The sequence below is a fragment of the Streptomyces albofaciens JCM 4342 genome, assembly GCF_008634025.1.
GTDB lineage: Bacteria > Actinomycetota > Actinomycetes > Streptomycetales > Streptomycetaceae > Streptomyces > Streptomyces albofaciens.
In genome coordinates this window covers 912065-925869 of sequence record NZ_PDCM01000001.1, presented here as the reverse complement: position 1 = coordinate 925869, position 13805 = coordinate 912065, and the positions used below count along the sequence as shown (strand labels likewise).

13 protein-coding genes and 1 tRNA gene are annotated in these 13805 nt (G+C 71.5%); 9 read left to right on the top strand and 5 right to left on the bottom strand.

The window, feature by feature from the left end:
- The first annotated feature begins 278 nt into the window (after positions 1-278).
- The 8 genes from CP973_RS04380 (at position 279) to CP973_RS40690 (ending at position 8038) form a co-directional block, all read left to right on the top strand.
- Complete coding sequence (locus CP973_RS04380; RefSeq protein ID WP_150237704.1) at positions 279-1604, top strand: phenylacetate--CoA ligase family protein; 1326 nt, start codon at positions 279-281, stop codon at positions 1602-1604.
- A 212-nt stretch (positions 1605-1816) separates the two neighbouring features.
- Entirely contained in the window at positions 1817-2365 is a 549-nt protein-coding gene (locus tag CP973_RS04375; RefSeq protein ID WP_150237702.1) for a glycine-rich domain-containing protein, read from the top strand.
- Positions 2366-2414: 49 nt separating this feature from the next.
- Positions 2415-3851 (top strand): MFS transporter, encoded by a 1437-nt coding sequence (locus tag CP973_RS04370; RefSeq protein WP_150237700.1) that lies wholly within the window; start codon positions 2415-2417, stop codon positions 3849-3851.
- A 620-nt stretch (positions 3852-4471) separates the two neighbouring features.
- Entirely contained in the window at positions 4472-4915 is a 444-nt protein-coding gene (locus tag CP973_RS04365) for a hypothetical protein (RefSeq protein ID WP_150237698.1), read from the top strand.
- A 126-nt stretch (positions 4916-5041) separates the two neighbouring features.
- Positions 5042-5644, top strand: a complete 603-nt coding sequence (locus tag CP973_RS04360; RefSeq protein WP_150237696.1) for a carbonic anhydrase — start codon at positions 5042-5044, stop codon at positions 5642-5644.
- Between the two features lie 17 nt (positions 5645-5661).
- Entirely contained in the window at positions 5662-7257 is a 1596-nt protein-coding gene (locus tag CP973_RS04355) for a SulP family inorganic anion transporter (RefSeq protein WP_244409271.1), read from the top strand.
- 174 nt (positions 7258-7431) lie between these two features.
- A tRNA-Arg gene (locus CP973_RS04350) sits at positions 7432-7504 on the top strand.
- 198 nt (positions 7505-7702) lie between these two features.
- Complete coding sequence (locus CP973_RS40690; protein WP_150237694.1) at positions 7703-8038, top strand: deoxyxylulose-5-phosphate synthase; 336 nt, start codon at positions 7703-7705, stop codon at positions 8036-8038.
- Between the two features lie 85 nt (positions 8039-8123).
- On the opposite strand, the gene CP973_RS04340 is transcribed toward CP973_RS40690, so the two are convergent.
- The 5 genes from CP973_RS04340 to CP973_RS04320 form a co-directional block, all read right to left on the bottom strand.
- On the bottom strand, positions 8124-8891 hold the full coding sequence (locus CP973_RS04340; RefSeq protein WP_150237693.1) for a hypothetical protein: 768 nt from the start codon (positions 8889-8891) through the stop codon (positions 8124-8126).
- Positions 8872-9429: an RNA polymerase sigma factor gene (locus CP973_RS04335; RefSeq protein ID WP_244409270.1), complete on the bottom strand. Its 558-nt coding sequence runs from the start codon at positions 9427-9429 to the stop codon at positions 8872-8874. The genes CP973_RS04340 and CP973_RS04335 overlap by 20 nt, the downstream gene beginning before the upstream one ends.
- A 176-nt stretch (positions 9430-9605) precedes the next feature.
- On the bottom strand, positions 9606-10019 hold the full coding sequence (locus CP973_RS04330) for a hypothetical protein (RefSeq protein ID WP_150237691.1): 414 nt from the start codon (positions 10017-10019) through the stop codon (positions 9606-9608).
- Positions 10020-10248: 229 nt separating this feature from the next.
- The gene (locus tag CP973_RS04325) at positions 10249-10533 is read right to left on the bottom strand and encodes a hypothetical protein (RefSeq protein ID WP_003979891.1); all 285 of its coding nucleotides are present in this window, start codon (positions 10531-10533) and stop codon (positions 10249-10251) included.
- 105 nt (positions 10534-10638) lie between these two features.
- On the bottom strand, positions 10639-11142 hold the full coding sequence (locus CP973_RS04320) for a DUF4232 domain-containing protein (RefSeq protein ID WP_244409269.1): 504 nt from the start codon (positions 11140-11142) through the stop codon (positions 10639-10641).
- Positions 11143-11600: 458 nt separating this feature from the next.
- Here CP973_RS04320 and recQ point away from each other — a divergent pair, with 458 nt between their 5' ends.
- Complete coding sequence (gene recQ / locus CP973_RS04315) at positions 11601-13754, top strand: DNA helicase RecQ (RefSeq protein ID WP_150243117.1); 2154 nt, start codon at positions 11601-11603, stop codon at positions 13752-13754.
- The last annotated feature ends 51 nt before the right edge of the window (positions 13755-13805 follow it).

Genomic DNA, 13805 nt, shown 5'->3' with positions numbered 1-13805 from the left:
ACAGCACCGGCCGGCTCCCCGCCACTTCAGGCCCGCACAACAGCCGCTGCCCGTGCAGCCATGACCCGCACACCTGCTGCCCGTGCAGCCGCGACCCGCACACCTGCTGCTCGCGCATCCGCTGCTCGCGCAGTCGCTGCCCGTACCACCGACGCTCGTACAACGACCGCCCGCACCACCAACGTTCCCGGCACGACGCAGGTCCCACACCCCGCTTCCCGTACGCCGCGACACCGATCACTCCCCGTCCGCCACACAAGACAGACCTGAGGGTGACCATGGATGGCCAGCCGAGCCGGTCGGGACAACCGACCGCCGACATCGTGAACCGGATAAGGGACATACCCATCTACCGCGCGTCGATAGAGCGGGGGCATTTCCCCATACTCGACAAACCGGAGATAGCCCGGGGCTTTCCGGACAATTGGATGACACCGGAACTGGCCGCAGCGCTCGCCGCCGGCAAGGCCGAGTACGTACTCTCCACGGGCACCAACCACGCCCGTATGCAGATCATTCGGCCGCCGTACTTCCTGCTGAACTCCTATTACCGGCTGTGGAGCGAGCACCCGGACATCGCCGACACCTGGCATGCGGGCTGCCAACGCGTTTCGCTGACCACCGTGTTGGCGACGGAACACGTGGCGCGCGTGAACGCGAAGAAACACGGGCGGACCACGCTCGCGCCCGTACCGGACCTGGACGACCGACGGCTCGACGACCGGACCTTCTACGTCAACCTGACGCTGGACCCGGCCCATTGGGACCGCGCGGATGTGGAACGGATGCTCGCCGAGATCCGTACGGCCCGGGAAGCGCACCCGGACGGCCGCTACCACCTCGACTGCTCCGGCTACCACCTCGCGCACCTCGTGCGGAAGGTCAGCGAATGGGGGCTGTGGGACCGGTTCCCCAAGCCGGCGAGCATCGTGCACGCCTACGAGTACACGCCGGTCAACGTACGGCGCTACCTGTACGAGCACTTCGACTGCCCGGTCATCGACCTGTTCGGCAGCACCGAACTGGGCTACCTCTACTACAGCGACCGCGACGGCCGTTACCACCCCTACCTCGACAAGATGAGCGTCGAGCTGGTCCCGGTGGCGCCGGGCAGCGGCATCTTCAGCATGATCGTGTCGAGCGTGCGGAACCCGTACATGCCGTTGATCCGCTACCGGTCCGGTGACTGCGCGCGCACGCTGGACGGCACACCGGACCCGACGAAGATCGTCCGGTTCTGCGGCCGCGAAAAGGAGCTGCTCAACTCGGCACACGGCCGAGGACCGGTGGCCCAGGGCGACCTGGACGACTGCGTGAGCGGCGCGTCGTCGAGGGTGTTCGTCCATCAGCTGCGGGTGGTTGGGGACGGTCAGGGAGGGACTGGGCTCGGCGAGGCCGAGCTGCGGTACACCACGTTCGACGGCGGCCCTCTGGACGCGTCGGAGACGGCGGCGCTGAGCGCCGGAGTGGAACGGCTGACCGGCATGGCGTGCCGGGTCGAGCACTGCGCCCACATCCCGATCGGGAAGTCGGGGAAGTACGCGTGGCTCGACCGGGGGACGGGCGGCGCGGACGGGATGGGCGAGACGGACGGGGCGAGCTGAGCGGGTGGGGGGATCCACCCGTCGCCGTACGGGCCGGACGGGCCGGACGGCATACGCGAGATCCGCGAGACCCACGAGATCCGCGCGATACGCGAGATACGCGCAGTCGCTGCGGCATACGCGGTCGCTGCGACACACGCGGTAACCGCGACACACGCGGCAGTTGCGGTGCACGCGGCAGCTGCGACACACGCGAAGACCACGGGAGAACCATGACCACGCACCTGCAGGAACAGCTTCCGCCCGCCGATCAAGAGCCCCGCATCTCCCCGGACGACCTCGTCGCCCTGCTCGGCGACCGCCTGCACGCCGAGGTGGTGGAGCATTTCGTGGCGCTGGGCGACGGCGCGGAGCCCGCGTACGTGGAACGGCAGGTCACCGAGTGCCTGCGGTACCTCTACCTCGTCTCCCGGCACCGCGAGCAGCTGAGCGGCCTCTTCCTGCCCGTCGAGCAGGACATCGACGAGATCTGGCACTACCTCATACTCCAGACGCGCGAATACCGGCAGTTCTGCGAGGAACGGCTCCCGGGCCGGTTCTTCATCGAGCACCGCAGCATCGGATACGAGGACTACCAGCAGGAGCCCGGCCGCGAGCAGGCGATCGAGGAAGCCCTGCGCTGGATACCGCTCTACGTCCGGGAGTTCGGCCCCTTCGACGAGGGTGCGCTGCCGCACTGGACGATCGTGCGCTTCCTGCACGACCAGCTGAACATGTCGCTGCGGGACATCGCGGCCCTCCAGCCCGCCGGCGCGCCCTGAGGGCGCTTCCGGGGCAGCCCGCCCCTCCCCATCACGAGGACACGGACCCATGAGCGCTCGGCCCGGCGAACCGGCCCCCCACGCCACACCACCCCATGGCCCGCACGCCGCTTCGCACAAAAACGCGCCCCCGGAGGCGCCCGAGCCCCCCGAGCAGAGGCGCGTACTGACCGTACTCGCCCTCTCCCAGACGCTCAGCGGCGCGGGGCTGGCCGCGGGCATCACGGTGGGCGCGCTGCTCGCCGAGGAGATGCTCGGCTCCACGGGGCTGGCCGGCCTGCCCGCGGCCCTGTTCACGGGCGGTGCCGCGCTCGGCGCCGTCGGGATCGGCCGCGTCTGCCAGCGCTGGGGGCGGCGCCCGGGGCTCACCCTGGGGTACGCCACGGCCGGCCTCGGCAGCCTCGGCGTCGTCATCGCCGCGGCCGCCGGCAACGTGTGGCTGCTGTTCCTGTCCCTCCTCGTATACGGGGCGGGTACGGCGACGACCCTGATGGCCCGGTACGCGGGCGCCGACCTGGCCTCACCGGCGCGCCGGGGGCGCGCGGTGAGCCTCGTGCTGTTCGCCACGACGCTCGGCGCGGTGGTCGGCCCGAACCTGGTCGGCGTCACGGGCGATGTCGCGCACGTCTGGGGCATTCCGCGCCTGGCCGGTCCGTTCCTGCTGGCCGTGGTCGCGTACGCGGCCGCGGCGGTGGTGCTGGGGGCGTTCCTGCGCCCTGATCCGCTGCGGCTGGCGCGGGCCCGCGCGGCGGCAGCGGAGTCCAGGGATGAGCTGGTGAGCGAGGCGGAAACGGAAGCGGAAGCGGAAGCGGCCGACGCGCCCGCGCCCGCGCCTGCACCCGCACCCACTCCCGCGCCCACGAACATCCGCGGCATCGTCTCCGGCGCCGCCGTCATGACCCTCACCCAGCTGGTCATGATCGCGATCATGACGATGACGCCCGTCCACATGCGGGCGCACGGCCACGCGACCGAGACCGCCGGGCTCGTCATAGCCCTGCATGTGGCGGCGATGTATCTGCCGTCGCCGCTCACCGGCCTCCTCGTGGACCGGATCGGACGACAGCGGGTCGCGGCGGCCTCCGGCGTCGTGCTGCTCGCCGCCGGTCTGCTGGCCGCGCTGGCGCCCGCGCACTCCGTACCGGCGCTGGCCACCGCACTCGTACTCCTCGGCGTCGGCTGGAACTTCGGCCTGGTCAGCGGCACCGCCATCGTCACCGACGCCGTACCGCTGGCCACCCGCGCCTCGACGCAGGGCCTGGTCGACGTGGGGATCGCCATCGCGGGCGCCACGGGCGGCATGGCGTCGGGGCTGGTCGTGGCCTCGGGCGGGTACTCGGCGCTGGGACTCGGCGGCGGGTTGGTGGCGCTCGGTCTTGTCCCTCTGCTGGCGCTTGCCGGGCGGTCGAAGGGCAAGGCCCGTACGACGACTGCCGACGCCCCGGACTCGCCCATCGTTACCGCCGCTCCCGGGGAGCGGGCATGAACGGCCGGCGCTCCCGGGGAGCGGACACGAATGGCCGGCGCTCCGGGGGAACGGCCGTGGATGGCCAGCGTTCCCGCGGAGCGGACGTGAATCACCAGCGCTCCAGGGAAACGGCCGTGAATGGCCAGCGCTCCCGGGAAACGACCATGAATCACCACCCCTCGGAGGAATCGGCCGCAAACGGCCGGCGCTCCCGGGATACGAACGTGAATCACCAGCGCTCCGAGGAAACGACCATGAACGGTGCGACCGGCGGCCGCAGTCCCCGCTCCTGGTTCTCCCGGACGCTCTCCGCCCGCCCCGACACGGCCGGTCACCCGGCCCACTACACGGCCGCCAACCGGCCGCACAGCCCGCCGGGCGCGGGGGCGGAACGTACGCCGCCCCGTCGCCCCCCGACCCTCACGGTGGCGCGTGCCGCATCCCGTACGCCGGTACGCACGCCAATTGCCCCCGGGCGCGAAGCGCGAGCTCGTATGTGCGCCGTCCCGTCCCGGCAGCCCCGCAGGGGCGCACTCGGCACCCGGCCATACGCAAGCCGGCAGCAAGAGAACCGGGCGCACGGCGACCAGACTCACCGAGGCTCCCTCCGCCCCCTCACCCTCCTCGGCATCCTCGCCGTGGTCCTGACCCTGCTCTTTTCGGGTACGGCAGCGGCCAAGGGCGGCAAGACCCCGCTCCTCCCGGCCACCGGCACCGCACCGGCCCAGGCGTCCACCCCCACCCCTGCGGCTCTTCCCGGTACACACGGGACACCCACCAAGCTGTCCCCGACGACGAAGCCCCGTACCACGGGCATCCAGTACCGGCGTGACAACGAGCGCGACCCCGGGCGGGAGAAGGAGAAGGACCGCAACCACGCGCGCCGCTGCTCGCGGACCGCGCACGGCGCGCCGTGCCCGAACCGCCGCCCGACCCCGCCGTACCTCCGTACGGCCCGGGCCTACCCGGCCGACGCCCTGTCGCCCGCGCACGCCGGCACCGCCGCCACGCTCACCACATCGAAACCAGGCGTAGCCAAGCGCCCCGCCCTGCACTGTCTGTACTGCGTCTTCCGCTGCTGAGGAGTACCGCTGGGGCTTCCTGCTCCGCACCAGTCGAACGGGTTCTGCCATGCCCTCAGTGACGCCGCGGCGCGTCCGCGGCACCTGGATGGCACCACTTAACCGACCAGCAGGAGACATTCCCTCGTGGACACCTTCATCGAACACGCACGCTCCTTCAACGCCCGCATCGCGGCCGTACACGAGGAGCGCGAGACCTACCAGCGGCTCGCCGACGGCCAGTCGCCGCTCGCCCTGTTCATCACCTGCTCCGACTCACGGATCATCCCGTCCCTGATCACCGGAGCCCTCCCGGGCGAGCTCTTCGAACTCCGTACGGCGGGCAACGCCGTACCTCCGCACCGCCCGGGCATGCCGGCCAGCGCGGAGGCCGCGACGATCGAGTACGCGATGCGCGTGCTGCGCGTCGCGGACATCGTGGTGTGCGGCCACTCGCACTGCGGGGCGGTCGGCGCCATGGCGCGCCGCGAGGACCTCGCCGGCGCCCCCGACGTACGCGCCTGGCTGACCCAGCAGGTCTCCGGCGAACTGCCCAGGGACGAGGCGCCGACGGTGGCGACCGCGGTCCAGCAGCACGTCGTCGAACAGCTGGCGCGGCTGCGCGAGTACCCGTGCGTACGCGAGCGCGTCGACGCGGGCGAGGTGAGCCTGCACGGCTGGTACTACGAGGTCCACACCGGCCTCGTCACCGCGCACCGGCCCACCACCGACACCTTCCTCCCCCTCTGACGGCGAAGGCACTCCCCATGACACCGAAAACGACTCCGGGCGCGACCAAGGGCCCCCGCCCCGCCGCCACCTCCTCCACCCCCACCCCCCAACCACCCTCACCACCTTCTTCCTCCCCCTCCTCCTCCGCCTCTCCCTTCCGCCGCTGGCCCTTCCTCCGAGCGGACTTCACGGCGTCCATCGTCGTCTTCCTGGTGGCCCTGCCGCTGTGTGTCGGCGTGGCCGTCGCCTCCGGCGTCCCCGCCGAACTCGGCCTGATCACCGGCATCGTCGGCGGCCTGCTCACAGGCTTCCTGCCCGGCAGCAGCCTCCAGGTCAGCGGCCCGGCGGCCGGGCTGACCGTCCTCGTATATGAGGCGGTACAGCAGTTCGGCCTCAGCACCCTGGGGGCGCTCGTCCTCGTGGCGGGCCTCCTCCAGGTCGCCATGGGCGCGCTGCGCCTCGGCAGCTGGTTCCGCGCGATCTCCGTGGCCGTCGTCCAGGGCATGCTCGCGGGCATCGGCCTCGTACTGATCGCCGGCCAGCTGTACGCGCTCACCGACGCCAAGGCGCCCGGCAGCGGCCTCGCCAACCTCGGCGGACTGCCGGGCCTGATCACCGGCACCGCCGGGTCGGGCGCGGCGCTGACCGCGTTCGCCGTCGGTGCGGGCACGGTCGCCGTACTGGTGCTGTGGCCGCGCTGGAAGCCCGCGGCCCGTGTCCTGCCGGCCCCGCTCGCGGCCGTGGCCCTGGCCACGCTCGCCGTCTTCGCCCTCGATCTGCCCATAGCCCGGGTCGAGGTGACGGGCCTGCTCTCGTCCATCCAGCCGCCGGGCGGCTCGGACTTCGCCCAGCTGGCGGGGGTCGGCGCGATCGGCACCGTCCTCGCCTTCGCGCTCATCGCGTCCGCCGAGTCGCTGTTCAGCGCGGCGGCCGTGGACCGGCTGCACGACGGGCCCCGTACGCAGTACGACAAGGAGCTGATGGCGCAGGGCGCGGGCAACACCGTCTGCGGCATCCTGGGCGCCCTGCCGATGACGGCGGTGATCGTACGCAGCTCCGCGAACGTCCACGCCGGGGCCCGTACGAAGGCGTCCCGCGTGATGCACGGCGCCTGGCTGCTGATCTTCGCGGCGGCGTTGCCGGCGGCACTGGGGATCATCCCGGTGGCGGCACTGGCGGGCGTACTGGTCCACGCGGGCTGGAAGCTCCTCCCGCTGCGCGACTTCGCCCCGCTGTGGCGTGAGCACCGGGGCGAGGCCGTCATCCTCGCGGCGACCGCCATCGCGATCGTCGTGACCAACATGTTCGAGGGCGTACTGATCGGCCTCCTCCTGGCGATCGCCAAGACGGCCTGGGAGACCTCCCACGTCCACCTGGAGATCACCGGCCTGGACGCCCCGTCCACCGAGCCCATCCAGGTACGGGCCCTCGGCAACGCCACCTTCCTCCGCCTCCCCAAACTCCTCGACCAACTGGAGTCCCTCCCCCACAACCGCGAGGTCACCCTCGACCTCACCGGCCTACGCCACCTCGACCACGCCTGCGCCACAGCCCTGACCGGCTGGGAAACCCAGCGCAGCAAGACAACGACCAACTCCCCGACCCCGGACAACCCGGCACACGCGCCTTAAGGGCCCGTGCACGGCGCCTGATGATCACCGGGCGCCCACTCCCCTCCGGGCCCCGAAGGCCTCCACAACCTTCGGGGCCCGGCCCGTCCCCACCCCCGCCCCCACATCCGCTACCCTGTCCAAAGCTGCCCACCAGCAGCCCGCCCGCGCCCCACCAGGCGCCGGCCATTCCCCGCCTCCGTAGCTCAGGGGATAGAGCACCGCTCTCCTAAAGCGGGTGTCGCAGGTTCGAATCCTGCCGGGGGCACAGAGAAAGAGCAGGTCAGAGGCCCTGCCGTCCGATTGGGCGGCGGGGTCTCCGTCTCTTGCGGGGCATGGGGCCCAGTGAATCGGTCAGCTCTTACGGAGCATGGAGTCCAAGTGAATCGGTCAGCACGGACCCCTACCAGAACGGGCTTCCTTTAAATACGTCGTATCCGGGTTTCCGCGGCTCTACCCTCGCCCCATGCCCCCCGCGAAGACCTCTTACGTCTGCCTCCCCTGCCGAGCCTCCTACAAGCAGTCCCACCCCGGCCGCCACGACCACGGCCGGGTCTGTCCTCGGTGTGCTGAGCCGCTCATTCACGTCGGGTCTGCCTTCGCGGCGCCCAAGAGGCGGGACGTCGCCGGCTGGCGGGTGCTTTCCGTGTTGCTGAATGCCGGGGTTCGGTTTCACAAGAGTTGTTGTGGTGGGCCCGGTTATCGGCCTCGGACGCTCGCGGAGGTGCGGGAGCGGATGGCTTGGGCGCGGGCCACTGGGGAGCCGTTTGCTCGGGTGTTGGTTCGGCGGGAGTTGGGGTAGCGGGCGCTGGTGGCCGTGGCGGTGGCCTGCTCGGTCTTCGGACGTGCCGTGGACCGGGGCGGCTGTCCGCGTGTGGTTATCGCCGTCAGCCCCGGTTCGATGTGGTGAGTTGCGCTATGTGTTCCGCGAAGCCGGCCGGGGGGAGGGGTAGGTCGAGGTCCGGGTTGTCGGTGAATTGGATGGCTTTGGAGACGTAGCCGAGTACGGCGGCGGCGGTGGTGCGGGGTGGGGGTGGGGCGAAGCCCCGGGCTGTTTCGAGGCGTACGGCCCAGGAGATGACCAGGTCGTAGGCGTCGGCCGAGGGGCGGGTGCGGGCGGGACGGTCCGGGTCGGCGTGGGCGTGCCACCAGTGGGCCTCGCCGACCTCGGCGAGGGAGAGGTGGTGCAGGTAGAGGCAGTAGGCGGAGGAGGTGTCGCCGGCGCCGGCGGCGTACTGCCACCAGAAGCGGGCGGAGTCCTCCCGGCCCGCCAGGTGGAGGACGCAGGCCAGTACGCGTGCGCCGTCGGGTTCGAGGAGGCGGCCGCCGATGAAGACGGACATCTGGTGGAGGGCGTCGGGTTCGCCGACGACGAGGGCGCAGAGGCGTTGGAGGTCCTGGGCGGCGTCGTGCATCTGGCGTTGTGCGTAGTCGTAGGGGTCACCGCGTTCGCCGGTGGTGCGGTCGCGGCCCAGGGCCGCTTCCACACGGGCCTGTATGGCGGCGTCGAAGGACAGGGCGCCGTGCAGGACGCGGTCGGTGACGCGGGCGGCCAACCGGGCTTCGGCCGCGGCTACTTCGCGTTCTGTGTACGGAGCTGTGTCGAGGCGGGCCTTGGCCAGGAGGCGGTCGAGGTCATTCGGCAAGGCGGGCATCGTCTTCCCCTTCCTCCAGGCCGAACGCCTGGCGCAGTCGGCGGAGCGCGTGGCGGATGGTCGAGCGGACACCGGCCTCGGTGATGCCCATGAGGCGCGCCGTTTCCTTGGTGGCGTATCCGAGGGCGTAACGCAGCAGCATGACGTCCCGCTGACGCTCGGGCAGCGCGCCGATGGCCTGGTAGAGGGTGAGGGACTCCTCCAACTCGCTTATCGGGTCGAGCGCGTGGCGCAGGGAGAGGGTTTCGAAGGCGGCCACGTCGACGACGACCGGGCGGCGGCCGCGGGCCCTGGCGTGGTCGATGGTGCGGTTCTTCACCACGCGCCAGGCGTACGCCTCGGGGACCGGCTGCCGCAGAACGGTCTGCCAGGCGAGCATGAGTTGTTCGAAGGCCAGGTCAACGGCTTCCTCCGCGTCCGCGCGGGACCCCAGGTGGAGTTCGGCGTACCGGATGTAGCCCGCGCGGTAGAGCTGGTGGAAGGCGCGGAAGTCGGCGGGCAGGCCGAGGGCGGGGAGGCTGGGGCCGCCAGGTTTCACCGGCGTGCCGGCCGTTTCCGGCGTGCTGGGTGCGCTGGGTGCGCTGGGTGCGCTGAAAGGATACTTCTGGGGGCCGGTGGTGGAGGCGGGTCGGGGCATACGGGCGACGGACCTGTGAGGGACCCGGGTCTGGCCGGGCCGCGGGTCGCGGTCGGCGCTCGGCTCGCGTTCGGACATCAGCGCTCGCCCTCCTGGAGGTCGTGATCGCGCTGGGGACCGTACGGGAGGCTCCCGTATGGCGAGGCGTACGGCGGGGTGTACGGCGAGCCGTGCGGGCTGCCGTACGGAGTGCCGTAGTCGCGCGCCTGGCGGGCGGGAGCGTCGGCGTGCGTAGCCGCGCGGGTACGGCCGCGGCTACTGGTGCGAGCACGGGCACGGAGGCGTTCTTGGGCGCCGGTGCCGGTGCGGGCTCCCGTGCCGGTGCGGGTTTCCGTGCCGGTGCGGGTTTCCGTACCCGTGCGCGTGAGTTCGGAGACGCCCGCCAGTACCTGGGCTGCGGCGAGGCGGCGCAGCAGCATCCGTATGTCGGCGCTGAACACGCGGACCGCGATGGCGGCCACGGCCCAGTCACGTACGAGATCAAGGTTCACGAGGCCCTCGGTCCCTCCGGTTGGGGATGGACGGTGCCTGCTCGTCCCGGCACCGGAGAGCCAGTGCGAGCTCTCTGCCCGCAATAGCGTTCAGGAGTGCTCAAGCGTGCAAGGAAAGATGGCAAAATCTTACGGAGTGCTACCAGCCAGTTACTCTTGTTCGAGGCGGTGGTCCGGAGTCCGGGAGATGCGGAGGCCAGGAGGGTCCGGAGGCCAGGAGGTCCGGAGGTCAGGACGAGCGGGTGCGGCCTCGCCGGGGGCGCTGGGAGCGCGGGGTGGAACAGCGCGGGCACCAGTAGCCGTCGCCCTGGTAGTACGTCCAGCCCATGTCGGCGATACGGGGGGCCGCCGTTTTGGCGCTGTGCAGAAGGTGGCCGAAGAGGTCCGTCTCGATATCCGGCGGCGGGTCGGCGACGACCAGGTCGAGGACGGCGCGAGCGTCGCAGCCCATGCGGTCGCACAGCAGGAAGAAACGCACGGGGCCCGGCGGCTCGCCGGCGGTCGTGAGGCTCATGCGCTCACTTTGGCCGATGACGGGGGCGGGGGCGGGCGGTTCGGAGTAACCCGCCCCCTAGGTAGGTCAGTTGGGGTGCGCGTCGACCGTGCGGCGCCGGCCTGATCAGCCGGCGGACGGGCGCCACCAGGTCGTGGTCGGCGACCAGACGCGGATACCGGTGGGCGCGCCCAGGGCCGCGGCATCGAAGCGGCGGCCGTGGTGGGCGGGGTCGGCGGCGACGGTGATGTAGTCGACGGTACGGGTGGACGGGGACGGTCGGCCGGTGACCGTACGGACCGTCGCGTACGCGGTGGCACCCGGAGCGAGGCGGTACGGGGCGCTCTCGGTGGGCGGGTCGGGCTGCGCAGCGCCGTCCAGGTCACCAAAGGTCACGGTGGGGATGCGGTCGATGACGCAGGGGGTGGTGGTGCGATTGGTGGCGCTGATGCGCAGGACATCGGGGTGCTGAGGGGTGAGGGCGGACGCGGTGATCTTCAGGGCGGATTCGGGGCAGGGGCGAGTGGCTGAAGTCGCGGGAGTGGTCGCTGAGGCAGTAGCGGTCGTGAGGGAGGTGAGGGCAACCAGGGCAGCGGCTGTGCTGGTGAAGAGGGCAGCCGTGCTGGTCACGGCCGGGCGGGGACGGGAGCAGGCAGGCCGGTGGAAGCGCATGGAGTTCTCCGTACGTCGAAGGTTCGGCGGTAGGGGCCGGTGGTTCGGCGGTGGGGGCCGGTCGTGTGCGTCGAGGGCTGGGGCTCTGTGCCGGAGAGGTGCGGGGCACGGCGGGGGCGGAGTGCGGCCCGGGGGTGGCGGAGTGCGGCCAGGGGCGGAGTGCTGCCGGACGGGGGCGGAGTGTTGCCGGAATCACGCATGGCGTTATGTGGTCTTCCTCGTCGTCTTGTGAGACGGCTGGGTGGTGGATTTCGTTGTACGGGGTTGCCAGGGCGGCGCGGCGCCCCGCCGGCCGTGCGAGCTGTGCGGGAGTAGCGCGGGAGTAGCAGAGGCGGCCGGTCCCGCGCCGAGTTATCCACAGGCTTGAGCGCGGGTGGCGGGATAGCTCGTACGCTGCTGGCATGAGCGAGGTGGAGATGGCTCCCGGGGCCGGGGAAACGGTGGACGACGCCAGTGGCGCGGTGGACGTGCTGCGGCGGGTATTCGGTTACGACGCGTTCCGCGGGGAACAGCAGACGATCATTGAGCACGTCATAGCGGGTGGCGACGCGGTCGTACTGATGCCGACCGGCGGCGGGAAATCCCTCTGCTACCAGATTCCGGCACTGGTGCGGCCCGGGGTCGGGGTGGTGGTCTCCCCGCTGATCGCGCTGATGCAGGACCAGGTCGACGCGCTGCGGGCGCTTGGGGTCCGGGCCGGGTTCCTCAACTCCACGCAGGACTTCGAGGAGCGGCGGCTGGTGGAGGCCGAGTTCCTTTCCGGGGAGCTGGATCTGCTGTATCTGGCGCCGGAGCGGCTGCGCGTGGAGCAGACGCTGAGCCTGCTGGACCGGGGCAAGATCTCCCTGTTCGCGATCGACGAGGCGCACTGTGTCGCGCAGTGGGGCCACGACTTCCGGCCGGACTACCTGGCCCTGTCGATGCTGCGCGAGCGGTGGCCCGAGGTGCCCCGGATGGCGCTGACGGCGACGGCCACGGAGGCCACCCACCGGGAGATCACCACACGGCTCGGCATGGAGAGTGCCCGGCATTTCGTGGCCAGTTTCGACCGGCCGAACATTCAGTACCGTATCGACGGAAAGAGCGACCCGAAGAAGCAGCTGCTGGAATTGCTGCGTACCGAGCACGCCGGTGACGCGGGAATCGTGTACTGCCTCTCGCGCGCTTCGGTGGAAAAGACCGCCGAATTCCTGGTGCAGAACGGGATCACCGCGCTCCCGTATCACGCCGGGCTGGAAGCGCGGACGCGCGCGGAACACCAGGCCCGATTTCTGCGGGAGGACGGGGTGGTGGTCGTCGCCACCATCGCGTTCGGGATGGGCATCGACAAGCCGGACGTCCGGTTCGTGGCCCACCTTGACCTGCCGAAATCGGTGGAGGGCTATTACCAGGAAACGGGGCGCGCGGGGCGGGACGGCCAGCCGTCCACGGCGTGGCTGGCCTACGGGCTCCAGGACGTGGTCCAGCAGCGCAAGATGATCGACGGGTCGGAGGGGGACGACGCCCACCGCAGGCGGCTGTCGGCGCACCTCGACGCGATGCTGGCGCTGTGCGAGACGGTGGAGTGCCGGCGGGTGCGGCTGCTCGCGTACTTCGGCCAGGAGAGCGGCCCGTGCGGGAACTGCGACACGTGCCTGACGCCGCCGCAGACGTGGGACGGCACGGTTCCCGCGCAGAAGCTGCTCTCCACGGTGGTGCGGTTGCAGCGGGAGCGGCGGCAGAAGTTCGGCGCCGGGCAGATCATCGACATCCTGCTGGGGAAGAAGACCGCGAAGGTCATCCAGTTCGATCATGACGCGCTGAGCGTCTTCGGGATCGGCAGCGATCTGCGCGAGGCCGAATGGCGGGGCGTGATACGGCAGTTGCTGGCGCAGCGGCTGCTCGCGGTCGAGGGCGACTACGGCACGCTGGTGCTCACCGAGGAGAGCGGTGAGGTGCTGCGGGGGCAGCGCAAGGTGCCGATGCGGCGCGAGCCGGAGAAGACGGCCAAGGCCGCGAAGGCAGCGAAGGCGGCCAAGGGGCGGCGCGCGGCTCCCGTGGACCTGCCGGAGGAAGCCGTGCCGGTCTTCGAGGAGCTGCGGGCCTGGCGGGCGCGTACGGCCAAGGAACAGGGCGTACCGGCGTACGTGATCTTCCACGACGCCACGCTGCGCGAGATCGCCACGGCCCGCCCGGCGAGCCTGGCTGCGCTCGGCGCGGTGAGCGGCGTGGGCGAGAACAAGCTGGCGAAGTACGGCGAGCAGATCCTGGACGTGCTGGCGGGGCAGGGTGCGTCGGCTGCGGACGCGCCTGCCTCGGGCGACCCGGCTGGGGGCGCCCCGGCTGGAGGCGACCCGGCCGGAGGCGACCCGGCCGGAGGCCATCCGGCTGGAGGCCATCCGGCTGGAGGCGCGCCGCCCGGGGGTGCTCCCGCCACGGGCAGGCCGGGCACGGGCGCGGCCGCCACGTTCGCGTCGGGCACGGGCACGTCGGGCACGGGCGCGGCCGCCGAAAACCCGGGTTCCGCGTTCAGCGATGAGCTGGGCTGGGACGAGCCGGACTGGGGGGAGCCGCCGTTCGAGGAGGAGTGACCGCGGGCCGGGTGGCCGAGGAGGAAGGGCCAGGCGACCGAGGAGGACGAG

Bases quoted from the DNA above. Each gene is read 5' to 3' on its own strand.
- CP973_RS04380 (WP_150237704.1), top strand. From the start codon at position 279: ATGGATGGCCAGCCGAGCCGGTCGGGACAACCGACCGCCGACATCGTG.
- CP973_RS04375 (WP_150237702.1), top strand. From the start codon at position 1,817: ATGACCACGCACCTGCAGGAACAGCTTCCGCCCGCCGATCAAGAGCCC.
- CP973_RS04370 (WP_150237700.1), top strand. From the start codon at position 2,415: ATGAGCGCTCGGCCCGGCGAACCGGCCCCCCACGCCACACCACCCCAT.
- CP973_RS04355 (WP_244409271.1), top strand. From the start codon at position 5,662: ATGACACCGAAAACGACTCCGGGCGCGACCAAGGGCCCCCGCCCCGCC.
- CP973_RS40690 (WP_150237694.1), top strand. From the start codon at position 7,703: ATGCCCCCCGCGAAGACCTCTTACGTCTGCCTCCCCTGCCGAGCCTCC.
- CP973_RS04340 (WP_150237693.1), bottom strand. From the start codon at position 8,891: ATGCCCGCCTTGCCGAATGACCTCGACCGCCTCCTGGCCAAGGCCCGC.
- CP973_RS04325 (WP_003979891.1), bottom strand. From the start codon at position 10,533: ATGAGCCTCACGACCGCCGGCGAGCCGCCGGGCCCCGTGCGTTTCTTC.
- recQ (WP_150243117.1), top strand. From the start codon at position 11,601: ATGGCTCCCGGGGCCGGGGAAACGGTGGACGACGCCAGTGGCGCGGTG.